Source organism: Dactylosporangium sp. NPDC050688, assembly GCF_040654515.1.
In the GTDB taxonomy this organism is placed as follows: Bacteria; Actinomycetota; Actinomycetes; order Mycobacteriales; family Micromonosporaceae; genus Dactylosporangium.
This window is the reverse complement of record NZ_JBFAIC010000034.1, coordinates 14,607-36,826: the sequence shown is the minus strand read 5'-3', so window position 1 is coordinate 36,826 and position 22,220 is coordinate 14,607. Positions and strand designations below refer to the sequence as shown.

Here is a 22,220-nt window from a genome sequence, read left to right as displayed (position 1 = left end):
TTACCGTGAATACGTCACCCCGGCCGTACCGGCAACGCGCCCGCGCCGAGAACGCCTCCGGCAACACCGAGCGGATTCTCGAGGCGGCCCTCGCGCTGTTCGTGGAGCGGCCGTTCGACCAGGTGACCCTCGCCGCCGTCGCCGAGCGGGCCGGGGTCGGCCTGCAGACGGTGATCCGCCGGGTCGGCACCAAGGACGGCTTGGTGGAGGCGGTCAACGCGTGGATCGCCCCGCAGGTGGCCGCCGGCCTCGGCGAGCCGCCCGGGCCCGACCCGGCGCTCGTCGCCGCCGCGTTCCGCCGGCACTACAGCCGCTGGGCGCCCGCACTGGAGCGCACCCTCGCCCAGGAGGACAGCTCCCCCGCGCTGAAGGCGTCCGCCGAGGCCGGCCGGGCCGGGCACCGCGGCTGGCTCGCCGCCGCGTTCCCGGATCTGCGCGACGACCCCGTCACGTTCGGCCGGCTCGTCGCCGTCACCGGCGTCGAGCTCTGGCTGGTCCTCACCAAGCACGAAGGCCTCCGCGTCGAGGACGCCGAGGCGACCGTCGCCCTGCTCATCCGCTCCGTCATCAGCACCGCCGATACCGAAGGACATCCCTCATGAACAAATATCTCGTGTACACACCACCGGCCGCCGGCCACGTCTTCCCGCTCGTGCCGGGGCTGCTGCGGCTGCGCGAGCGCGGCCACGCCGTGCACGTGCGGACCGCACCGGAGCTGGTCGAGCGGCTGCGGGCCGCCGGCCTGGACGCGGAGCCGGTCGACGGGCGGATCACCTCGTCCGTACGCCGGCCCGGTGGCCGCGACGGCGTCGACGGCATGGAGGACCTGCTCGCCCGCGGCGCCTGGGAGGCCGAGGACCTGCGCCGCGCGGTCGCCGAGGTCGCCCCGACCGCACTGCTGGTGGACACCAACACCTACGGCGCGGCGACCGCCGCCGAGACCACCGGGCTGCCCTGGGCAATCACAGTGCCGTCGATCCTCGCGATGCGGGGCAAGGGGATCCCGCCGTACGGCATCGGCCTCGCACCGAAGGCCGGCCCGCTCGGCGCGGTCCGCGACGCCGTGCTGTGGAAGCTCGTCGAGCGCGCGTTCGCCAGGACCATGCTGCCGGGCCTGAACGCGCTGCGCGCCGCGGCGGGCCTGCCGGTGCTGGACAGCCCGCTGGGCTACTACCGGCTGCCGGACCGGCTGATCGTGCTCACCGGCGCACCCCTGGAGTACCCGCGCACCGACCTGCCGGCGCACGTGCGGATGGTCGGCGGCCAGGTGTGGGATCCGCCGGCCGGCACACCGGACTGGCTGCTGGCGCCCGGCGACCCGTGGGTGCTGGTCACCTGCTCCACCCACTACCAGGGCGACGAGGACCTCGCCGCGCGGGCGGTCGAGGCGCTGCGCGACAAGCCGGTGCGGGTCCTGGTGACGCTCGCCGACGCGTACGACTCCCACCGCCTGCCGGCCGCGCCCAACGTCCGGATGGAGCGGTTCGTGCCGCACGGGCCGGTGCTGGCGCGGGCCGCGGCGGTGGTGTGCCCGGCGGGGATGGGCATCGTCACGAAGGCCGTCGCCGCCGGGGTGCCCGTCGTCGCCGTGCCGTGGGGCCGCGACCAGCCGGAGGTCGCGCGGCGGGTGCAGCAGGCGGGCACCGGTGTCGTCGTGCCGCCGAAGCGGCTCACCGCGGCCCGGCTCGCCGCGGCCGTCGACACCGCGCTCGCGCTACGCGACCGGGCGCGCACCGTCGCGGCGGGTATCGACCCCGGCCGGGCCGCCGAGCGGTTCGCCGACGCGGCCGAGGAGATCGCCGTACGGCGGCCGCAACCTGCACCGACGGCTTAATTGGCGACTTACTTTAACTATTAAGGTTCTTTACCTTGTGGCGTCGTCATCGATGGCTGATGATGCGAGTGGAGCGGATCCGCCCGACCCCTCCCGCCTACCGAAGGACCCCTCGTGCTCAAGAAGCTCCCCTTGAGCGCGCGACGCCTCGTGCTCGCCGCGCTCGCCCTGCTGACCGCGCTGGGGGCGGGTCTCGCCATCCGGCCCGCTCTCGGCGCCACCCCGTTCAAGGTGCTCGCCTTCTACAACGGCACCTACGACGCGGCGCACATCGACTTCGACAAGGAGGCCCGGGAGTGGTTCCCCACGGCCGCCGCGCAGAACGGCTTCACCTGGGAGGCGACCACCGACTGGAGCCGGCTCAACACCGGCAGCCTGGCCTCGTACAAGGTCATCATGTTCCTGGACGACGCGCCGCCGACCGGGGTGCGGGCCGCGTTCCAGCAGTACATGAACAACGGCGGCGCCTGGATGGGCTTCCACGTCAGCGCGTTCACCACTGACCCCGGGTCGTGGAGCTGGTACTACAACACGTTCCTGGGCTCCGGCGCGTTCCGGACCAACACGTGGGGGCCGACCAGCGTCACGCTGAAGGTCGAGGACCGTGCGCACCCGTCCACGGTACGGCTGCCCGCGACGTTCCGCTCCGCGGTCAGCGAGTGGTACTCGTGGAGCAACGACCTGCGGCAGAACCCGGCCATCGACATCCTCGCCTCGGTGGACCCGAGCAGCTTCCCGGTCGGCACCGACCCCAACCAGTCGTGGTACAGCGGCTACTACCCGATCCTGTGGACGAACCGCAACTACAAGATGCTGTACGCGAACTTCGGCCACAACGGCATGAACTACACGACCAACACCCGCACGTCGTCCACCTTCGCCAGCGCCGAGCAGAACCGGTGGCTGATCGACGGCATCCTGTGGCTCGCCGGCCAGAGCACCACGCCGCCATCGACCTCCCCCACGCCGTCGGCCTCGCCCACGCCCTCGCAGAGCACGGGGCCGATCTCGCCGACCGCGTGGTACAGCGTCGTCAACAAGAACTCGGCCAAGTGCGTGGACGCGCGGGCGGCCGGCACCACCAACGGCACGGCGATCCAGCAGTACACGTGCAACGCCTCCAACGCGCAGCAGTTCCAGTTCCAGCCGACCAGCGGCGGGTTCGTGCGCATCAACAACCGCGGCAACAGCGCCCAGGCCCTCGACGTCACCAACGTGTCGAGCGCCGACAACGCGCCGATCCAGACGTGGACGTACGGCGGCGGCAACAACCAGCAGTGGCAGCCGGTGTCCGAGGGCGGCGGCTGGTACCACTTCGTGAGCCGGCTGAGCGGCAAGTGCCTGGACGTGCCGGCCGCGTCCACCGTCAACAGCGTGCAGCTGGTCCAGTACACCTGCAACGGCACGGCGGCGCAGTCCTTCCGCCTGGCCCAGCAACCGTGAAAGTTTCGGCTTCCCCGGCACGTTCGCAGCATTGACGAACGGTGATGCATTGCCCGGCCCGGTGGGCGGGACTACGGTCTCGCCGTCCGGGCCGGGCAATTGTGGCAGTGTGACACCGCCACATGACATTGCCCGGCCGCCTTCCGCACAGCGAGGAGCGGATCGTGCGCTACTTCGAACCCCGACGGCGGGCCGTCGCCAGCATCGCCGTCGCCGCGGCCGCCGCCGCGGCCACCGCCGTCGGCGTGTCGGTCGCGGCAGCGGCCGCGTCCGGCTGTCGCGTCACGTACACCGTGACGAACGAATGGCAGGGCGGCTTCGGCGCCAACGTCGACGTGACGAACCTCGGCGACCCCGTCAACGGCTGGACCCTCACGTGGACCTTCCCGGCCGGGCAGGGCGTCACCCAGGCCTGGAACGCCACCGTGACGACCAGCGGCGGCCAGACCCGGGCCACGGACGCCGGATACAACGCGGCGATCGGCACCGGCGCCACCGTGTCGTTCGGGTTCAACGGATCGTGGACCGGCAGCAACCCGGCGCCGGCCTCGTTCGCCCTCAACGGTGTCACGTGCACCGGCGCCCCGACGTCCTCCTCCCCGCCCAGCTCCGCGTCGCCGTCCCCGTCCCCGTCGACCTCGACGACGCCGCCGCCCGCCGGCAACGCCAAGCAGATGGAGGACCTCGACCGCGGCCTCATCTCGGTGCGGTCCGGCAGCGGCAACCTCGTCTCCTGGCGGCTGCTCGGCACCGAGGCGCTGGCGACGCCCTTCAACCTGTACCGTGGCGGCACCCGCATCGCGACGGTCACGACCGGCACGAACTACCTGGACTCCGGCGCCGCCGCGGACGCCTCCTACACCGTGCGGGCGGTCGTCGGGGGCGTGGAGCAGGCGGCCTCGGGCGCGTCGCTGCGCTTCGCCGGCGGCGGTTACCTCGACGTGCCGATCTCCTCGCCCGGCTCCGGCTACACCGCCAACGACGCCTCGGTGGGCGACCTCGACGGCGACGGCCAGTACGAGATCGTCCTGAAATGGGATCCCGCCGACGCCAAGGACAACTCGCAGTCCGGCGTCACCGGCGTGGTGTACGTCGACGCCTACCGGCTCAACGGGCAGCGGCTGTGGCGGATCAACCTCGGCCGCAACATCCGCGCCGGTGCGCACTACACGCAGTTCCAGGTGTACGACTACGACGGCGACGGCCGCGCCGAGGTCGCCATGAAGACCGCGGACGCCACCGTCGACGGCACCGGCCGGGTCATCGGCAACGCGTCGGCGGACTACCGCAACAGCTCCGGCTACGTGCTCAGCGGCCCGGAGTTCCTGACGATGTTCAACGGCCTCACCGGCGCCGCGATGTCCACAGTGGACTACGTGCCGGCGCGGGGCACCGTGTCGTCGTGGGGCGACAGCTACGGCAACCGCGTCGACCGGTTCCTGGCCGGCACCGCGTACCTCGACGGCCAGCGCCCCAGCCTCATCATGGCCCGCGGCTACTACACCCGCTCGGTCATCGTCGCCTGGGACTTCCGCAACGGGACGCTGACGCGGCGGTGGACCTTCGACAGCAACAGCTCCGGCAACAGCGCCTACGCCGGGCAGGGCAACCACCAGCTCTCCGTCGCCGACGTCGATCTTGATGGTCGCGACGAGATCGTGTACGGGGCGATGGCCGTCGACGACAACGGCGCCCGGCTGTGGAACACCGGCAACGGCCACGGCGACGCGATGCACGTCGGCGACCTCGACCCGTCCCGCCCCGGCCTCGAGGAGTTCAAGGTCGACGAGGACGGCAGCAAGCCCTCGTCGTGGATGGCCGACGCCCGCACCGGGCAGATCCTGTGGAGCACCCCGGCCAACGGCGACAACGGCCGCGGCGTGTCCGGCGACATCTGGGCCGGCAGCGCCGGCGCCGAGTCGTGGTCCTCGGCCGCCGACGGCGTGCGCAACCCGCGCGGCACGGTCGTGTCCTCCCGCAAGCCCGGCTCGGCGAACTTCCTGGCCTGGTGGGACGGCGACACCACCCGCGAACTGCTGGACGGCACCCACGTCGACAAGTACGGCACCTCCGGCGACACCCGCCTGCTGACCGCCTCCGGCGTGCACTCCAACAACGGCACGAAGTCGACGCCGTCGCTGTCCGGCGACATCCTCGGCGACTGGCGCGAGGAGGTCATCTGGCCGACGACCGACAACACCGCGCTGCGCATCTACAGCACGCCCGACCCGACGTCGACGCGGCTGTTCACGCTGATGCACGACGCGCAGTACCGGTGCGCGATCGCCTGGCAGAACACCGCCTACAACCAGCCGCCGCACCCGTCGTACTTCATCGGCAGCGGCATGGCGACCCCGCCGGCACCGGTCATCTACGTCCGTTAGCTGGGCATTTGCCCGGGTCCGACGGGACTCGGAACTGTCATACGGGGGCGGTAGGTTGTCCGCATGACGTCGCCGGCGAGCTTGGGCCCCACCCGGAGGGTGGACCGGTGCCTGCTCGCCGGCGACGTGCCCGCCCTGCCGGTCGTGCCCGACGGGTGGCTGGCCGTCCTCGTCGCGCCCGACCTCGAGGTGACTGCCGCCGAGCTGGCCGGGCCTGTCCGCGCCGCGGTGGGCGACGACGACGTCCTGCTGCTCGCGCCCGGTCCGCTCGGTTCGCAGCTCGCCCTGCTGCTCGACCGGCCGGTCGTCGCCCCCGACGGGCCCGTCATCCAGACACCCGGCGGCATCCTGGTCACCGCCGACGTCGCGGGCGGCTGGTGGCGGCACCGCCCGGGCAGCCCGGCGGAGCCGCTCGGCCCGCGCTGGCCTGCGCCCGACTGGCAGGTTCTCGTGCCGGCCACGACCCCGTGGCCCGACACCGTCATCGCCCAGCCCGTCCCCGCGGGGTGGTTGCTGTCCCCCGGCCCGATCGGCGCCGCGGCCGCCTTCGACGGCGTCGAGTTCGCCGTCGCCGTCGACCCGGCCCGCCCCCGGCTGCTGCTCGACCCGGCGCTCACCGGCGAGCAGCTTGCCCAGGCCATGGCCGCGCTGCCCACCAGGGTCCGCCGCGTCGCCGACCTCGTGCCGCTGGGCGCGGGCCAGGGCGCGGGCCGCCCGCTGGCCGCCGCCGCGGCGATCCGCCTCGACGAGCCCGTCCACCTGGTCAACGGGGTGCCGTTGCACCCGCCCGCGGGGCCGATCACGGTCTTCGCCCTCGACGCGCACCGCCGGCCCGTCTGGGCCGAGCCCACCTGGCTGCTGCGGTTCACGCCCGACGGTGACGAGGAGGTGGTGGCGTCCTCGCCGCCGCACGCGTCGCTGCGGTCGATCGACCCGGCCACCTATGCGATGGACATGGGCTGGCAGGTGCGGCTGGGTGGGGGTGGCATCCACGCGTTCCCGGGGCCACCGCCGCCGCCGGCGAAGGGGCGCGCCTCCCTGCCGGTGGATCCTCCGTCGGGCGGTGACCGCCCGCCGTCTTCTGACGGTGACCGCCCGCCGTCTTCTGACGGCGGGCGGACGTTGTCGTTCGTCGTGTCGGTGCCTGCTGCGGCCGGGGACGGTGCGGCACTGCCTGCGCCCGGCGGGGACGGTGCGGCATCGCCTGTGCCGGGCGGCGATGGCGCGGCACTGCCTGCGCCGGGCGGCCGCAACGGGGGCTACCGGGTCGTGGTCGGCACCGCCGGAGAGGTCATCGACGACCTGGTGTGGCCGCCGCTGTCGGCGATGTTCACCGCGCTGCTGTCCGAGATCCCGGCCAGCGTCGACCTGGTCGTGCTGGGCAAGTCTTCCGCGTGGGGCGAGGCCGCCGAGCGGGAGCTGGCCGAGCGGCACCCCGGCAGCGGCGTCACCAGCGGCCAGGCCCGCGACTTCCAGCGCTGCGACCTGCTACCCATGCCACCGGTGCCGGCGCCGCCGGACCCGCCCGCCGTGGTCCGCCACGCCCGCAACGGGCTGGCGCTGCTGGCCGCCGCGGCCGTGGTCGTGCTGCTGCTCGCCGTCGCCGGGGCCGTCGCCTTCTGGCCCCGCGACGGCAACGGCACCGACCTCGACGCCCGCGGCGAGCCGCAGACCGCCACGATGCCAGGCACGCCCGCCCCGTCGGCAGCGGCGTCGGTGCGCGCGAGCGGCAGCACCTCACCGAAGCCCAGCGCGTCGGCCTCACCCCGCCCGAGCACGTCCGCCCAGTCCTCGCCCAGCCCCGGCGCGCCCTCCACGGTGCCGAGCACCCCGCCGCTGCCCCTGGACACCGGCGCCGACGTCGCCCTGGGCCGCCCCACCTCGGAGAGCAGCCACATCCAGGTCTACAGCTCCGGCCGGGTCACCGACGGCGACCCGATGAGCTACTGGGAGAGCCGCAACAACGCGCTGCCCCAGTGGGTCCAGGTCGACCTCGGCACCCCGGTCCCGGTCCGCCGCGTCGTGCTGCGCCTGCCACAGTCCGCGGCCTGGCCGGCCAGGACCCAGACGGTCACGATCCTCAGCAGCATCGACGGCGCCAGCTTCGCCACCATCTCGGGCGCCTCGTGCCGCTTCGACGCCGCCAACGGCCAGCGCGCCACCCTCGGTGTCGCCGCAGGCCAGCACCGCTACATCCGCGTCGTCATCACGTCCAACTCGGTCCTGCCCGCCGGCCAGCTGTCATCGGTCGAGATCTACCGCAGCTGACCCGCCACACCTCCGGGCAGCGCGCGGAGCGCGTGGCGATCGTTGCCGGGCGCCTCCGGCTCTGTGCCAATGCCTGCGAGCCGCCGTGCCCCTGCCCGCCTCCCCCGCCTCCGCCGGCGCTGGGCGATGTCTTGTCCCGGCCGGCCATCCATGCTCTTGCTTCGCCGCTCCAACGGGGTGGTCCGGCGTTTCGCTGTCGGTGCGGCTCGCGGGTACGGCTGGCGCCTACAGTCGGTGCAATGCGGATCCGGATCGAGGGCAGTGACCTGCCGGGGCGGCGCGGCGGGGCGCAGGCCGGCGCGCTGCGGCTGGGCAACGTGCACGTCGGCGTCCAGCGCAAGGCGGAGGTGGTCGACCGGGTGGCGGCCGACGCGGACGGGGCGGCCTGGTCGCTCGACGTGACCAGCAAGGAGGTCGACGGGCTGCTGGACGTCGGCGGGCCGTGGGTGCACGGGCGGCCAGGGTCCAGGTTCCTGTACCTGAGCTGGGGTGCGGTGACCGGCGAGGAGTTCGCGATGTTCCGCCGGGCGAAGCTGATGTTCGGCGACGTCCCGACCGGCCTGCTCAGAGCCGCCCACGACGGGGACGGGACGCTGGTCGGGCGGCTCGGGCTGACCGACGCGGCGGGCGAGCCGGTGTGTGCCCGGGTCCGCCCGCCGGCCATCACCTGGTCTGTCGAGTAGAGGCCCGTCGAACAGGCCCGCCGGCCGCCCACCAAGAGCCCGCCGAGCCCGGCGAGCGGGCCGCCGGGCACGGGCCGCCGGGCACGGGCCGCCAGGCACGGGCCGCCGGCGAGCAATGGCCTCAGAGTGCGGCGATCGAGTCGGGGGCGCGCTCACGGCGGGACAGGGCGCGCAGCACCGGCAGCGGGCCGTGCCGCCACACGGCGAGCCGGGCGAGGATCTCGACCGATGCCTGCGTCGCGGCGGCGGGCAGGTCGGGCGTCGGCACGTCCAGGCTGACCGCGAGGTCGTCGGTGTGCACGACCAGCTCCAGCACCCGGGTCAGCAGGAAGTCGTCGACGGCGAGGCCCCACCGGCCGAGGTCGACGACGCGGTCGGGGTGCTGCGCCGGCACGACGGTGCGCAGCTCGGCCAGGGCGGCGTCGACCTCGGCGGCCAGGGCGGCGGCGGTGGTGCCGGCGGCGGCGGACTCGCTGCGCTGCAGGATGGTGGCGTTGTAGGCGCTGCCGGCGCCGGAGGCCACCCAGCCGGCGCCGGTGAAGTGGTCCAGCACCGGGATCGCCGACTCGCCGGGCGGGTCGGACAGCGCCGTGAGAGTGCGGGTCACCTGGTTGGCGAGGTGCCGGGCCAGGCCGCCGACGGTGAAGCCGGGCAGTGCGCTCGGCGAGGACCACCGCTCGTCCACCGCGGGCAAGCGCACCAGCGCCGCGGCGACCTCGGCGGACTCCAGAAAGGCGGGTCGGATCATCCGGCAACTCTAGAGGGATGTCACAGCCGGCGGCGCTGTCTCGTCCCGGTACCGCAGACACGTGACGACGGAAGCGGTGATGGCGATGCGGGTGTTCGTGGCGGGCGGCAGCGGGGTGCTGGGCCGGCGGCTGGTGCCCCAGTTGGTGGCGGCGGGGCACGAGGTGACGGCGACGACGACGGACCCCGGCAGGCGCGGGCTGCTGGAAGGGCTGGGCGCGACCGGGGTGGTCATGGACGGGCTCGACGGGGCGTCGGTCGGCGTCGCGGTGGCGGCCGCCCGGCCCGACGCGATCGTGCACCAGATGACCGCGATCTCGGCGGTGCACGCCGGCAAGCCGGACATCAGGCACCCGGACCGGTGGTTCGCCAAGACCAACCGGCTGCGGACCGAGGGCACCGACCACCTGCTGGCCGCGGCGCGGGCGACGGGTGTGCCGCACGTCGTGGCGCAGGGGTACGCCTCCTGGAACGGCATCCGGCAGGGCGGCTGGGTCAAGACCGAGGACGACCCGCTGGACACGCTGGAGGGCACGGCCGCGCACGCGGGGATGCTGGCGATGCGGCACGTCGAGGAGGCCGTCGCCGGCTTCGGCGGCGCGGTCCTGCGCTACGGTGCGTTCTACGGGCCCGGCGCCACCGACGACCAGGTGCAGCTGGTGCGCAAGCGGCAGTATCCGCTGGTCGGGCGGGGCACGGGGTACAGCTCCTGGGTGCACCTCGACGACGCGGCGAGCGCAACCGTCCTGGCCGTGGAGCAGCGGGCGACGGGGGTGTTCAACATCGTCGACGACGAGCCGGCACCCGCGAGTGAGTGGCTGCCGCACCTGGCGGCGTGCGCGGGGGCGAAGCCGCCGCTGCGGGTGCCCGCGTGGCTGGCCCGCCTGCTGGCCGGCGACCAGGCGGTCACGATGATGACCGAGGGTCGCGGCTTCTCCAACGCCAAGGCGAAGCGGGAGCTCGGCTGGCGGCTGCGGTACCCGTCGTGGCGGCAGGGCTTCCAGCAGGAGCTCGGGCCCCGATGAGCCGCGTCGAGGAGTTCGAGGGGCTCCGGCCGCTGCTGTTCTCCATCGCGTACCGGATCCTCGGCAGCGTCAGCGAGGCCGAGGACGCGGTGCAGGAGACGTGGCTGCGGTTCGAAACCTCGCCGGCCCGGCCGGAGTCGGCGAAGGCGTTCCTGTCCGCCGTGGTCACCCGGGTCTCGATCGACGTGCTGCGCTCGGCGCGGGTGCGGCGGGAGGCGTACGTCGGGCCGTGGTTCCCGGAGCCGCTGCTCGCCGACCCGTACCAGGATCCGGAGCGCTCGGCCGAGCTGGCCGACTCGCTGTCCACGGCGGCCCTGCTGTTGCTGGAGCGGCTGTCGCCGCTGGAGCGGGCGGTGTTCGTGCTGCGGGAGGTGTTCGCCTTCGACTTCGGCGAGGTCGCGGCGGCGGTCGGCCGGTCCGAGGCGGCGTGCCGGCAGCTCGCGGTGCGGGCGCGCCGGCACATGGACGAGGGCCGGCCGCGCTTCGACGCCGACCGCCGGGGGCGGCAGGAGCTGGCCGCCCGGTTCTTCGACGCGTTCCGCGACGGCGACGTCGACGGGTTGCGGGCGCTGCTCGCCGCCGACGTGCACATGGCCGGCGACGCCGGCGGCAAGGCCCCGCAGTGGGGCGGCATCGTGGGCGCCGAGCGGGTGGCCCGGGTCCTGGCCGCGATCGCGCCGCCGTTCCTGCGCATCGGCGGCGTCGTCGAGCCGCGCGAGCTCAACGGCGAGCCCGGCGCGATCCTGCGCGACCGAGGCGGCCGGGTCGTCAACACGCTGACCCTGGACGTCCTCGACGGCCGGGTCCAGGCGATCCGCACGGTCCTCAATCCCGACAAGCTCGCGCACGTGGGCCCGGTCGCGGACGCGTGGGCGGTGACCCGCGAGGCGTACCGGACCCGGCGGCCCGGCTGACGGCACATGGCGAGGCCCAGGGGCCATCAGCGCCCCTGGGCCTCTCCCCTTCCGCCGATCCGTGTCCCGCCCAGGCCACGAACCGGAGTCCGCCGTCCCTCAGCGGGAGCGGCCGGCGCGGCGCTTCGCCCACACGTCGAAGGCGACCGCGGCCAGCAGTACCAGACCCTTGACCAGCATGACGCGTTCGCTGGGCGAGCCGATGAGGGACATGCCGTTGTTGATGACGGCCATGATGAGGCCGCCGGTGATGGCGCCGACGACCTTGCCGACGCCGCCCTGCACGGCGGCACCGCCGATGAACGCGGCGGCGATGGCGTCGAGCTCGAAGGCGTTGCCGGCGGTCGGGCCGGCCTGGTTGAGCCGGCCGGCGAAGATGATGCCGGCGATCGAGGCGAGCAGCCCCATGTTCACGAAGATCCAGAACGTGACCGACTTGACCTTCACGCCCGACAGGCTCGCGGCCTGCAGGTTGCCGCCCACGGCGTAGATGTGCCGGCCGAAGACGGTGCGCTGGCTGATCAGTGTGTACGCGAGGACCAGCGCCGCCAGCAGCACCAGTACCCAGGGCAGGTTCTTGAAGCGGGCCAGCTGCACGATGATGAACATGAGCACGAGCGCGGCGCCGGCGATCTTCGCCACGAAGATCGGCAGGCTGTCGACGGCCTGGCCGTAGCCGATGCGGGCGCGGCGGGCCCGCCACTGCACCACGACGATGCCGGCGACCGCGGCCAGGCCGACGAGCAGGGTGAAGAGGTCCGCGCCGCCGAGCACGCCGAGGCCGACGTTGTTGAGGAAGCCAGGCGTGAAGCCGTTGGCGAGGGTGCGCACGTCGTCGGGGAACGGGCCGATGCCCTGGTTGCCGAGGACCGTCATGGTGAGGGCCCGGAAGACCAGCATGCCGGCGAGGGTGACGATGAACGCCGGGATCCCGAAGTACGCGATCCAGAAGCCCTGCCACGCGCCGATGAGCGCGCCCGCGAGCAGCGTGACCAGGACGGCCACGGGCCACGCGATGTCCAGGTCGACCATGAGGACCGCGGAGATGGCGCCGGTGACGGCGACGACGGAGCCCGCGGACAGGTCGATGTGCCCGGCGATGATGATGAGGATCATGCCGATGGCGAGGATCAGGATGTACGAGTTCTGCACGACGATGTTCGAGATGTTCTGCGGCTCCAGCAGCGAGCCGGACGTCAGGATCTCGAACAGGACCACGATCGCCGCGAACGCGATGTAGATGCCGCTCTGGCGCAGGTTGACCGAGAAGCGGGTCGGCGCCGCGACCACCGGGTCGGTCTCGACCTCCACGACCGTCGTCATGAGAACTCCTTCACTGAACGAGCCGTCATGAGTTGCATGAGCCGCTCGGGGGTCGCGTCGGCGCGGGGCAGCTCGCCGGTGACCCGGCCCGCCGACAGTGCGTAGATGCGGTCGCAGATGCCGAGCAGCTCCGGCAGCTCGGAGGAGATGACCAGGATCGCCTTGCCCTCGTCGGCGAGCCGGTTGATGATCGTGTAGATCTCGTACTTGGCGCCGATGTCGATGCCGCGGGTGGGCTCGTCGAGGATCAGTACGTCAGGATCGGTGAAGATCCACTTGGCGAGGACGACCTTCTGCTGGTTGCCGCCGCTGAGCGTGCCGGTGACGGTGCCGACGCCGGGCGCCTTGATGTTGAGGCTGTGCCGGTAGTCCTCGGCGACACGGAACTCGTGGTTGTCGTCGACCCAGCCGCCCTTGGCGATGCGGGCCAGCGCGGCGCCGGAGACGTTGCGCTGGATGTCCTCGATGAGGTTGAGGCCGTAGCGTTTGCGGTCCTCGGTGGCGTACGCGATGCCGTGCGCGATCGCCTCGCCGACGGTCCGCAGCTGGACCGGCACCCCGTCCCGGTACACCTGGCCGGTGATGCCGGTGCCGTAGCTGCGGCCGAAGACGCTCATCGCCAGTTCGGTGCGGCCGGCGCCCATGAGCCCGGCGAGACCGACGATCTCGCCGCGGCGCAGGGTCAGGTTGGCCCGGTCGACGACGACCCGGCCGTGCTGGGTGGGGCTGTGCACGGTCCAGTCCTCGATGCGCAGCGCCTCCTCGCCGATGCGCGGCTCGTGCGGCGGGAAGCGGTGCTCGAGGTCCCGGCCGACCATGCCGGAGATGATGCGGTCCTCCGACACGCCCTTCCCCCGCATGTCGAGCGTCTCGATGGTGCGCCCGTCACGCAGGATCGTGGTGGTGTCGGCGACCGCCTCGATCTCATTGAGCTTGTGCGAGATGATCACGCAGGTGATGCCCCGCTGCCGGAACTCCAGCAGCAGGTCGAGCAGGTGCCGGGAGTCGCTCTCGTTGAGGGCCGCGGTCGGCTCGTCGAGGATGAGCAGCTTCACCTCCTTCGACAGCGCCTTGGCGATCTCGACCAGCTGCTGCTTGCCGACGCCCAGGTCCATCGCCGGCGTGACCGGGTTGTCCCGCAGGCCGACCCGGCGCAGGAGCGCGCCGGCGTCGGCGTTGGTGCGGTTCCAGTCGATCAGTCCCCGGTGGACGCGCTCGTTGCCGAGAAAGATGTTCTCCGCGATCGACAGGTGCGGGATCAGCGCCAGCTCCTGGTGGATGATGACGATCCCGCGCCGCTCACTGTCGCGGATCCCGCCGAAGTGGCAGGGCTCCCCGTCGAATTCGATGTCGCCGGTGTACGAGCCGTGCGGGTACACCCCGGACAGCACCTTCATGAGGGTCGACTTCCCGGCGCCGTTCTCGCCGCAGATCGCGTGGATCTCCCCGCGGCGCACCTCGAGGTTCACGTCCTGCAGCGCGGCAACGCCGGGAAAGGTCTTGGTGATGCCGCGCATCCGCAGAATGACGTCCGACTGAGCCTGGGACATGGTTACTTGAGGTCGCTCTCGGTGTAGTACCCCGAGTCGACGAGGACCGCCTTGTAGTTGGACTTGTAGACCACGACCGGGTCGAGCAGGTACGACGGCACGACCTTCACGCCGTTGTCGTAGTCCTTGGTGTTGTTGGTCTCCGGCTTGCCGCCCTTGAGCACCGCGTCGGCCATCTTCACCGTGACGTCGGCGAGCTTGCGGGTGTCCTTGTAGATCGTGGCGTACTGCTCGCCGGCGATGATGGACTTGACCGACGCCTTCTCCGCGTCCTGGCCGGTGACGATCGGGTAGGGCTGGCCGGCGGTGCCGTAGCCGCTGCTCTTCAGCGCGGACAGGATGCCGATCGACAGGCCGTCGTACGGGGACAGCACGCCCTGGACCTTGGTGCCGCCGACGTACGTCTTGGTGATGATGTCCTCCATGCGCTTCTGCGCCGTGGCGGGGTCCCACCGCAGGATCGCGACGGTCTTGAAGTCGGTCTGGCCGGACTTCACGACGAGCGTGCCCTTGTCGATGTACGGCTTGAGCGTGTCCATCGCGCCGTTGAAGAAGAACGTGGCGTTGTTGTCGTCCGGCGATCCGGCGAACAGCTCGATGTTGAACGGCCCGGTGGCGGTGCCGTCGGAGCCGTCCTCCTTCTTCAGGCCCAGCCCCACCAGCAGCGACGTGGCCTGCTGCACGCCGACCTTGTAGTTGTCGAAGGTGGCGTAGTAGTCGACGTTGGGCGAGTTGCGGATCAGCCGGTCGTACGCGATGACCGGGATCTTCTTGTCCGCCGCCTGCTTCAGCTGCGTGGTGATCGCGGTGCCGTCGATCGAGGCGACGATGAGCAGCTTCGCGCCCTTGGTGATCTGGTTCTCGATCTGGTTCACCTGCGTCGGGATGTCGTTCTCCGCGTACTGCAGGTCGACCTTGTAGCCGAGCTTCTCCAGGGCCGCCTTGACGTTGTTGCCGTCGGCGATCCACCGCTCGGAGGACTTCGTCGGCATCGTCACGCCGATCAGGCTGCCGGCGCCCGCGGCCGTCCCGGCCTCCTTGTCGGCGGTCTTCTCGCTCGACCCGCACGCGGTGACGCTGAGCGCCACGGCGACGCCGAGACCGGCGAGCAGTGCTCTGGGGAATTTCATGGGGTGTCCTCCACCTAGGGCAGGGTGCAGCGACCGGTGACGGCGCGGTGTGAGCGTTATCAGCGGCGCTGGCAGAAATCTGTGGGTGTCGTGGCGATGGGGTGATTTGAAAGCGGGGGAAGGTTTCAAGTGGGTAGCAGGAGTGTTGCTCGGCACAGTGTTAACGCTCACAAAAGGAGGTGTCAAGACGGCGCCACATCACGAATGGGAGGATGTCTGCATGCGTCTGCTCGCCGGCACCACCGGCCCGGGATCCGCCGACCGGCCCGACGCCGTGACCGTCGCCGGCCGGGCACTGTCCACCGAAGCCCTGCTCGGCGCGGCCCTCGCCGTGGCCGGTGACGTGCGCGGCGCGACCGCCGTCGCCGTGGACGCGACCCCGTCGCTGGAGACCGTCGTGGCGGTGCTCGGCGGCCTGCTGGCCGGCGCCGCGGTGGTGCCGGTGCCCTCCGACGCCGGCCCCGCCGAGCGCGGGCACATCCTGCGCGACTCGGGCGCCGAGCTCGTCCTGGGCGCCGGGGCGACCCCGGTCGACGTGACCCGCCGCTCCTCCGCCAGCCTCCCCGTGCCCGCCCCCGACGACGCGGCGCTCATCATGTACACCTCGGGCACCACCGGCGCGCCCAAGGGCGTCGTGCACACGCACGCGTCGCTGGAGGCCGGCGTCGACGCGGTCGCCGAGGCGTGGGACTGGACCGCCGAGGACCGTCTCGTGCACGGACTGCCGCTGTTCCACGTACACGGGCTCGTCCTCGGCGTGCTGGGCGCGCTGCGGGCCGGCTCGCCACTGGTACACACGGCGAAACCACAACCCGAGCGCTACGCGGCCGCCGGCGGGACGCTCTACTTCGGGGTGCCGACCGTCTGGTCCCGGATCTGCGCGCAGCCCGCCGCGGCCCGGGCCCTGTCCCGCGCGCGGCTGCTCGTGTCGGGCAGCGCGGCCCTGCCCGTGCCGGTCTTCGAGCGGCTGCTCGCGCTGACCGGGCACCGGCCCGTCGAGCGCTACGGCATGACCGAAACCCTGATCACGATCAGCAGCCGCGCCGACGGCCCGCGCCGCCCCGGCCACGTCGGCGTCCCCGTCCAGGGCGTGCAGACCCGCGTCGACGCCGAGGACGGCGGCATCGGTGAGCTGTGGGTGCGCGGCCCGATGGTGCTGCGGCGGTACGTCCATCAGCCCGCCGAACTGGTCGACGGCTGGTTCCGTACCGGCGACATCGCCCGCAAGGACGCGGACGGCTGGCACCGCATCGTCGGGCGCGCCTCCACCGACCTCATCAAGTCCGGCGGCTACCGCATCGGCGCCGGCGAGGTCGAGGACGCGCTGCTGGCCCACCCGGCAGTGCGGGAGGCGGCCGTCATCGGCACCCCGCACGCCGACCTGGGCGAGGCCGTCACCGCCTACGTGGTGGTCTCCGCCGGCGTCGGCGAGCGCGAGCTGCAGGACTTCGTCGCCGGTCACCTGTCGGTGCACAAACGACCCCGCATCGTGCACCTGGTCGACGCGCTGCCACGCAATGCGATGGGCAAGGTGCAGAAGAAGCGCCTCGGTGGTCCTATGCTCTGAGTGCCGGCCCAGCGGACGCCGGCCGGTGCGATGGCTGGTGGTGGTCGTGGTGGAGACAGGAAGAATCCTGCGGTTCGACGAGGTGCGTGGTTACGGGTTCATCGCCCCCAACGCGGGCGGCGAGGATGTGTTCGTCCATGCCAACGACTTCGGCGACCAGCGGCATCTCGTGCACCCCGGAATGCGCGTCGAGTACGAGGTCGAGGAGGGCGAGCGCGGGCTGAAGGTGGCGACGGTGCGCATCCTGGACGCCCCGGCCCGCCGCGAGCCCACCCGCCCCACCCGCCCCGTCCAGGAGCCCGGCGACGCCGAGCCCGGCGACGACGACGGCCTCTGCGACGTGCTGAGCAGCCGCGAGTTCTCCGCCGAGGTCACCGAGCTGCTCATCCAGCACGTCCCGTCACTGACCGGCAGCCAGATCGCACAGGCCCGCCAGCACCTGGTGAGCTTCGCGCGCACGCACGGATGGGTGGAGAGCTGAGTTGAAGGTCCTGTTCATCGGCGGCAGCGGCATCATCAGCTCCGCCTGCTCCAGCCTGGCCGTGCGGCGCGGCATCGACCTGCACGTGCTCAACCGGGGCACCAGCACCGCCCGCCCCCTCCCCGACGGCGTCACGGTCCTGCGCGGCGACATCCGCGACCCCGACTCGGCCCGCGCGGCCCTGGCCGGCCACACGTTCGACGCCGTCGTGGACTGGGTCGCCTTCACCACCGACCACGTGCAGGCGGACATCGAGCTGTTCCGCGGCCGCACCGGGCAGTACGTGTTCATCAGCTCCGCGTCGGCGTACCAGACCCCGCCCGCCCGCCTGCCCGTCGTCGAGTCCTCACCCCTGCGCAACCCCTTCTGGCAGTACAGCCGGGACAAGATCGCCTGCGAGGACCTGCTCGTGCGGCAGTACCGCGACGAGGGCTTCCCCGCCACGATCGTGCGCCCGTCCCACACGTACGACCGCACGCTCGTGCCCTTCGACGGCGGCTGGACCGCCATGGCCCGCATGCGCCAGGGCCGGGAGGTCGTCATCCACGGCGACGGCGCCTCGCTGTGGACCCTCACCCACCACGAGGACTTCGCCAAGGGCTTCGTGCCGCTGCTCGGCCACCCCCGCGCCGTCGGCGACGTCTTCCACATCACCAGCGACGACGTCCTGACCTGGAACCAGATCGCCGGGCACCTGGCCGCCGCGCTGGGCGTGCAGCCCAAGCTCGTGCACGTCCCCTCCGACGCGATCGCCGCCGCCGACCCGGAGTGGGGCGCCGGCCTGCTCGGCGACAAGACCCACTCGATGGTGTTCGACAACAGCAAGCTGCGCACCCTCGTCCCGGACTACGTCGCCACCATCCCGTTCCACGCGGGCGCCCGCGAGATCGTGGCGTGGTTCGACGAGGACCCGTCCCGCCAGGTCGTCGACGAACGCCTCGACAAGGTGATGGACGACCTGGTCGCCCGCTACCGCATCTGACGCGCCACCCCCGTACCGCCCCGCGCAAAGCGTGCGGTTTACCGCACGACGCGGCGCTGGGGGCGGGATGGTGGCGTGGTGGCCTGCGGCTCCAGCACGATGGCGACGCGGGCGCCGCGCAGCGGGCTGCGTTCCACGACGAGGCGGCCGCCGGCGGTCTCCGCGACGCGGCGCACGATGTCCAGGCCGAGGCCGGTCGAGCCGGCGCCGCTGGAGCCGCGGCGCAGGGCCTTCGCGGGGTCGGCGATGCCCGGGCCGGCGTCGTCGACGGTGAGGCCGCGCGGGGAGATGTACACCTCGAAACCGGTGCCTTCGGGGGTGTGCTGGAAGACGTTGCCCAGCATGCAGTCCACGGCCGAGACGAGGTCGGACTCGGTGACCGGCACCCACACCGGCTCGTGACCGCCGACGACCCGCCAGGGGCGCTGCTGGTCCTCGGCGAGGACCGACCAGAACGCGAGCCGGTCGGCGACGACCTCGACGAGGTCGGCGCTCTCGGGGACGCGGTCCGCAGCCGAACGGCGGGCGGTGGTGATGATCTGCTCGATCTCGTCGTCGAGGGCGTCGAACGCCTGCCGCATGCGCTCGCCGACCGGGCCGGGCGGCATGGCGTCGGCGTCGAGGCGCAGCGCGGTCAGCGGGGTGCGCAGCCGGTGCGACAGGTCCGCGGCGAGCTCGCGTTCGGCGTCGGCGAAGGCCACCATCTGGTCCGCCATGCGGTTGAAGCTGCGCGCCGCGTCCCGCAGCTCGGGCGGGCCGTCCGGCTCGACCCTGGCGTGCAGGTCGCCGTCGCCGAACGCCCGCGCGCCGTCGGCGAGCCGTTTCGTGGAGCGCACGATCTGCGCGCCGAGCCGGTCCGCGACGAGGGTGGAGCCGCCGACGAGGACGACGGCGAGCCCGGCCAGGGCCAGCCACGCCGCGCCGACGCCCCGGCTGAGGTCGGCGTCGGAGACGTACACCTCGACCACGGCGGTGCGGTCACCGTCCAGCACCACGGTCTGCAGGTACGCCACGCCGCCGGGCGCCGGCACGGTCGCTGACCGGCCCTGGGCGGCGGCGCGGTCGACGTCCGCGGCGGCCGCGTGGCTGGTGCCGACGGTCGGCTCGCCCAGCAGGTGCACGGCGAGGCGCCCGCTCTGCCCGGCCGGCACCGTGGCCACCGCCCGGTCCAGGGCGCCCGACCCGTTGCCGGAGGCGGAGGCGAGCGCGGCCACCATGGCGTCGGCCTGGTACCGCGCCTCGGCCAGGGCCCGGTCGTGCGCGATCTCGTTGGTCACGTACGCCAGCGGCACCAGGAACGCCAGCGCGATCATCGAGGTGATCGCGAACGACAGGCGCATCAGCGCGTTTCTCATCGCTGTGCGGGGGGCTGCGCCGGGTCGACGAGCATGACCCCGACACCGCGGAACGTGCGCAGGTACCGCGGTGCCGTCGCGCTCTCGCCGAGCTTGCGGCGCAGCCACGACACGTGCACATCGATCGTCTGGTCCTCGCCGGAGCTGTCCGGCCGCTGCCACACCTCGGTCAGCAGCTCCCGGCGGCTCACCACCCGCCCGGCCCGCTGCGCCAGGTACGCCAGCAGGTCGAACTCCTTCTTCGTCAGCTGCAGCGGCTGCCCGCCGATGGAGGCGAAGCGCTGCTGCGGATTGACGTGCAGCGCACCGACCGTCACCCCGGCCGGGACGGCGGCCGGCCCGGGGGTGCCCTGGCCGCGGCGCAGGACCGCGTTGATCCGCGCCGACATCTGCGCGGAGGAGAACGGCTTCGTCACGTAGTCGTCGGCGCCGGCGTCGAGCAGCCGGATGATGTCGCGCTCGGAACGCCGGGCCGTGGCGACGATGACGGGGGCGTTGGAGATGCCACGCAGCATCCGCAGCACGTCCAGACCGTCCATGTCGGGCAGCCCGAGGTCGAGGATGACCAGGTCGGGCGGGTCGGTCGCGATGACCCGCAGCGCCGACCCGGCGTTGCCGACCGGGCGCACGACGTGACCGGCGTCGGTCAACGCCCGGGAGAGTGCGCCGGAGACGGCGACGTCGTCCTCGACGAGCAGGATCAGCGGCATGGCAACACGGTAACGCCGGGATTGCCGCCGGGGCGGCGCGGGTGACGACCCGGGGTGAGAGCATCTACGTCGTGCGGGTGAGACGGGCGGCGGTGCCGGTGCTGTTGTGGTGCATGGCGACCGCGGCGAGCATCGCCGTGGCGTCGCTGGCGCTGCGCCCCGTGCTGCGCACCGCGGTGCCGTCGGACTCGCTGCCGGTGCCGGCCGCCGAGGCGCGCGGACCGGGCGACCTGATCCGGCAGCCCGGCCTGCCCCCGCCGTCCTCGCCCGCCGGGTCCTTCCCCACGCCGAGCCCGTCGCCGGCCGCGCCGCGCACGTCGGCGGCGCCGACGCCGAGCGCGAAGGTCACCACCGCCGCGCCGGCCCGCGTCGTGGACGGCTGGACGGTGACCACGGGCGGCGACGGCGTCGACACGTACCTGCGCTCGTTCCGCTCCGAGGGCGGCGACGCGGTCATCCGCATCCGCGACGGCGTCGTCTCCGTCGTCACCGCCACGCCCCGCGACGGCTACTCGGTGTCCCGGGCGCAGACGGAGCCGACCCGCCTGGTCGTGCAGTTCATCTCCGACAGCGGTGACGCCGCGTACCTCGTCGATGCGATGTGGTGGCAGGGCACTCCGCACGGCACGGTGACCCGCATCGGTTCGTAGGTCCCGGGTGGGGCACGGTTCCGGAAAAGGTGTTATCGGCGCACGCCGAAAACGTCGGTGCCACCTGGGAAAATCTTAAGATTCGTCTAATGCGCCCCGCAGGTCCGTGCGCTTACCGTCGATGCGTGACCACCGCCCGGACGGTTGCGGGACCGCTCCCCGTCACCATGCTGCCGCTCGCCCACGGGGCGCGCGGCGCGGGCGTCGTGCGCACGGGTTCCCTCGGGGGTCAACCGCCCCGTGGGGACCGCACCGCGGCTGTGCCCAGCGCCGCGGCGTCGCCGGCCGGGGCCGCCACCCCGTCCGCGGCGGACAACGTTGCGCGGGCCGCCCGAGGAGGTGCGCCGCGATGAGCGACGACAAGCCGGCCGCCACCGCCGAAACGCCGATCGAGACCCGCGAAACCACCGCGCCGACCGAGACCATCGCAACTCCTGGGGCCGCGGAAGCGGCGCCGGACCAGACCCAGCCGCCCGCCAGGTCCCGCCGCAACGTCAAGCAGCGCAGCGACGCCCCGCCGCCGGCCGCCGAGACGGAAGCCGAGGCCCCGGACGGCGAAGACACCGAAGACGACCATGGCCGGGACGTCTGGCGGCGGGTCGGGGCGGTCGCGATCGTCCTCGTCGCCGCGTTCGCCGTCGTCGTGCTGTGGGCGCGCCCCGCGCACGAGCCCGCCCCGCCCGCACCGACCGGGGCGCAGGGCGGCGGCGCACCGCCGGCGGTCACGGTGCTCAACCCGACCGACATCGCGTACCTGCAGCTGATGATCTCGCTGGACACGAGCGCGGCGCAGCTGTTCGACCACATCGTCGCCGGCGGCGACCCGGTGCTGGGGCCGATCGCGCGTACCGCCGCCGAAGGCCACAAGACCGAGCTCGCCGCGCTGCGCAAGGCGCTCACCGACGGCGGGGCGGTCGAGGACTCCAGCATCCACGCGGGCCACGACCTGCCGGGCATGGTCGTCGAGGCCGACATGGCCGCGATCCGGGCGCTGCCCCCGGCGCAGCAGCCGGCGAAAGCCCTCGAGGTGCTGCGCGACCACCTGACCGGCACGACCGCCCTGTGCGGCTCGGAGGCGAAGAACGGCGCCGACCCGGCGACGAAGGCCGCCGCGCAGCAGATCCTCGACGCGCACGGCAAGCTCCTCGCGCAGCTGCCGGCGATGTAACTTTCG

General features: G+C 72.9%; 19 protein-coding genes. 13 read left to right on the top strand and 6 right to left on the bottom strand.

What is annotated here, in order from left to right; genetic code table 11:
• Positions 1-5 precede the first annotated feature (5 nt).
• The 6 genes from AB0H83_RS28600 (at position 6) to AB0H83_RS28575 (ending at position 8,612) form a co-directional block, all read left to right on the top strand.
• The gene (locus tag AB0H83_RS28600) at positions 6-602 is read left to right on the top strand and encodes a helix-turn-helix domain-containing protein (protein ID WP_360099757.1); all 597 of its coding nucleotides are present in this window, start codon (positions 6-8) and stop codon (positions 600-602) included.
• A complete protein-coding gene (locus AB0H83_RS28595) occupies positions 599-1,834 on the top strand; it encodes a nucleotide disphospho-sugar-binding domain-containing protein (protein WP_360099755.1) in 1,236 nt (411 codons plus the stop codon). The genes AB0H83_RS28600 and AB0H83_RS28595 overlap by 4 nt, the downstream gene beginning before the upstream one ends.
• Positions 1,835-1,966: 132 nt before the next feature.
• On the top strand, positions 1,967-3,277 hold the full coding sequence (locus AB0H83_RS28590) for an RICIN domain-containing protein (protein WP_360099753.1): 1,311 nt from the start codon (positions 1,967-1,969) through the stop codon (positions 3,275-3,277).
• A 203-nt stretch (positions 3,278-3,480) separates the two neighbouring features.
• On the top strand, positions 3,481-5,661 hold the full coding sequence (locus AB0H83_RS28585; RefSeq protein ID WP_360099909.1) for a cellulose binding domain-containing protein: 2,181 nt from the start codon (positions 3,481-3,483) through the stop codon (positions 5,659-5,661).
• Positions 5,662-5,724: 63 nt separating this feature from the next.
• Positions 5,725-7,929, top strand: coding sequence for a discoidin domain-containing protein (locus tag AB0H83_RS28580; protein ID WP_360099751.1), 2,205 nt, complete (start codon positions 5,725-5,727; stop codon positions 7,927-7,929).
• 239 nt (positions 7,930-8,168) lie between these two features.
• Positions 8,169-8,612 carry a DUF5990 family protein gene (locus tag AB0H83_RS28575; RefSeq protein ID WP_360099749.1) on the top strand — a complete coding sequence of 148 codons (444 nt, stop codon included), beginning with the start codon at positions 8,169-8,171 and terminating at the stop codon, positions 8,610-8,612.
• Positions 8,613-8,733: 121 nt separating this feature from the next.
• Here the strand turns inward: AB0H83_RS28575 and AB0H83_RS28570 are convergent, their stop codons facing one another.
• A complete protein-coding gene (locus tag AB0H83_RS28570) occupies positions 8,734-9,360 on the bottom strand; it encodes a maleylpyruvate isomerase N-terminal domain-containing protein (RefSeq protein ID WP_360099747.1) in 627 nt (208 codons plus the stop codon).
• Positions 9,361-9,421: 61 nt separating this feature from the next.
• On the opposite strand from AB0H83_RS28570, the gene AB0H83_RS28565 reads away from it, so the two are divergent.
• Together AB0H83_RS28565 and AB0H83_RS28560 are read left to right on the top strand one after the other, a co-directional pair.
• Positions 9,422-10,384: an NAD(P)-dependent oxidoreductase gene (locus tag AB0H83_RS28565; RefSeq protein ID WP_360099745.1), complete on the top strand. Its 963-nt coding sequence runs from the start codon at positions 9,422-9,424 to the stop codon at positions 10,382-10,384.
• Entirely contained in the window at positions 10,381-11,298 is a 918-nt protein-coding gene (locus AB0H83_RS28560) for an RNA polymerase sigma-70 factor (protein WP_360099743.1), read from the top strand. The genes AB0H83_RS28565 and AB0H83_RS28560 overlap by 4 nt, the downstream gene beginning before the upstream one ends.
• Positions 11,299-11,397: 99 nt before the next feature.
• Here AB0H83_RS28560 and mmsB read toward each other — a convergent pair whose 3' ends face one another.
• From mmsB to chvE, 3 genes are read right to left on the bottom strand one after another with little or no spacing between them, the layout of a single operon-like run.
• Positions 11,398-12,621, bottom strand: coding sequence for a multiple monosaccharide ABC transporter permease (gene mmsB / locus AB0H83_RS28555; protein ID WP_360099741.1), 1,224 nt, complete (start codon positions 12,619-12,621; stop codon positions 11,398-11,400).
• Positions 12,618-14,138: a multiple monosaccharide ABC transporter ATP-binding protein gene (gene mmsA, locus AB0H83_RS28550; protein WP_360099739.1), complete on the bottom strand. Its 1,521-nt coding sequence runs from the start codon at positions 14,136-14,138 to the stop codon at positions 12,618-12,620. Before mmsA ends, mmsB begins: the two co-directional genes overlap by 4 nt.
• A 35-nt stretch (positions 14,139-14,173) precedes the next feature.
• Positions 14,174-15,301 carry a multiple monosaccharide ABC transporter substrate-binding protein gene (chvE, locus tag AB0H83_RS28545; protein ID WP_360099737.1) on the bottom strand — a complete coding sequence of 376 codons (1,128 nt, stop codon included), beginning with the start codon at positions 15,299-15,301 and terminating at the stop codon, positions 14,174-14,176.
• Positions 15,302-15,521: 220 nt separating this feature from the next.
• On the opposite strand from chvE, the gene AB0H83_RS28540 reads away from it, so the two are divergent.
• From AB0H83_RS28540 to AB0H83_RS28530, 3 genes are read left to right on the top strand one after another with little or no spacing between them, the layout of a single operon-like run.
• The gene (locus AB0H83_RS28540) at positions 15,522-16,868 is read left to right on the top strand and encodes an AMP-binding protein (RefSeq protein WP_360099735.1); all 1,347 of its coding nucleotides are present in this window, start codon (positions 15,522-15,524) and stop codon (positions 16,866-16,868) included.
• 46 nt (positions 16,869-16,914) lie between these two features.
• Positions 16,915-17,349, top strand: a complete 435-nt coding sequence (locus tag AB0H83_RS28535; protein ID WP_360099907.1) for a cold shock domain-containing protein — start codon at positions 16,915-16,917, stop codon at positions 17,347-17,349.
• Position 17,350: 1 nt separating this feature from the next.
• Entirely contained in the window at positions 17,351-18,331 is a 981-nt protein-coding gene (locus AB0H83_RS28530) for an SDR family oxidoreductase (RefSeq protein ID WP_360099733.1), read from the top strand.
• 38 nt (positions 18,332-18,369) lie between these two features.
• Here AB0H83_RS28530 and AB0H83_RS28525 read toward each other — a convergent pair whose 3' ends face one another.
• Both AB0H83_RS28525 and AB0H83_RS28520 read right to left on the bottom strand, forming a co-directional pair.
• Positions 18,370-19,686, bottom strand: coding sequence for a HAMP domain-containing sensor histidine kinase (locus AB0H83_RS28525; RefSeq protein WP_360099731.1), 1,317 nt, complete (start codon positions 19,684-19,686; stop codon positions 18,370-18,372).
• On the bottom strand, positions 19,683-20,396 hold the full coding sequence (locus tag AB0H83_RS28520) for a response regulator transcription factor (RefSeq protein WP_360099729.1): 714 nt from the start codon (positions 20,394-20,396) through the stop codon (positions 19,683-19,685). The genes AB0H83_RS28525 and AB0H83_RS28520 overlap by 4 nt, the downstream gene beginning before the upstream one ends.
• 41 nt (positions 20,397-20,437) lie before the next feature.
• On the opposite strand from AB0H83_RS28520, the gene AB0H83_RS28515 reads away from it, so the two are divergent.
• Entirely contained in the window at positions 20,438-21,046 is a 609-nt protein-coding gene (locus tag AB0H83_RS28515; RefSeq protein ID WP_360099727.1) for a DNA mismatch repair protein MutL, read from the top strand.
• 349 nt (positions 21,047-21,395) lie between these two features.
• On the top strand, positions 21,396-22,214 hold the full coding sequence (locus AB0H83_RS28510) for a hypothetical protein (RefSeq protein ID WP_360099725.1): 819 nt from the start codon (positions 21,396-21,398) through the stop codon (positions 22,212-22,214).
• The last annotated feature ends 6 nt before the right edge of the window (positions 22,215-22,220 follow it).

Bases quoted from the DNA above. Each gene is read 5' to 3' on its own strand.
- AB0H83_RS28595 (WP_360099755.1), top strand. From the start codon at position 599: ATGAACAAATATCTCGTGTACACACCACCGGCCGCCGGCCACGTCTTC.
- AB0H83_RS28580 (WP_360099751.1), top strand. From the start codon at position 5,725: ATGACGTCGCCGGCGAGCTTGGGCCCCACCCGGAGGGTGGACCGGTGC.
- AB0H83_RS28575 (WP_360099749.1), top strand. From the start codon at position 8,169: ATGCGGATCCGGATCGAGGGCAGTGACCTGCCGGGGCGGCGCGGCGGG.
- AB0H83_RS28570 (WP_360099747.1), bottom strand. From the start codon at position 9,360: ATGATCCGACCCGCCTTTCTGGAGTCCGCCGAGGTCGCCGCGGCGCTG.
- AB0H83_RS28560 (WP_360099743.1), top strand. From the start codon at position 10,381: ATGAGCCGCGTCGAGGAGTTCGAGGGGCTCCGGCCGCTGCTGTTCTCC.
- mmsB (WP_360099741.1), bottom strand. From the start codon at position 12,621: ATGACGACGGTCGTGGAGGTCGAGACCGACCCGGTGGTCGCGGCGCCG.
- mmsA (WP_360099739.1), bottom strand. From the start codon at position 14,138: ATGCGCGGCATCACCAAGACCTTTCCCGGCGTTGCCGCGCTGCAGGAC.
- chvE (WP_360099737.1), bottom strand. From the start codon at position 15,301: ATGAAATTCCCCAGAGCACTGCTCGCCGGTCTCGGCGTCGCCGTGGCG.
- AB0H83_RS28540 (WP_360099735.1), top strand. From the start codon at position 15,522: ATGCGTCTGCTCGCCGGCACCACCGGCCCGGGATCCGCCGACCGGCCC.
- AB0H83_RS28525 (WP_360099731.1), bottom strand. From the start codon at position 19,686: ATGAGAAACGCGCTGATGCGCCTGTCGTTCGCGATCACCTCGATGATC.
- AB0H83_RS28520 (WP_360099729.1), bottom strand. From the start codon at position 20,396: ATGCCGCTGATCCTGCTCGTCGAGGACGACGTCGCCGTCTCCGGCGCA.
- AB0H83_RS28510 (WP_360099725.1), top strand. From the start codon at position 21,396: ATGAGCGACGACAAGCCGGCCGCCACCGCCGAAACGCCGATCGAGACC.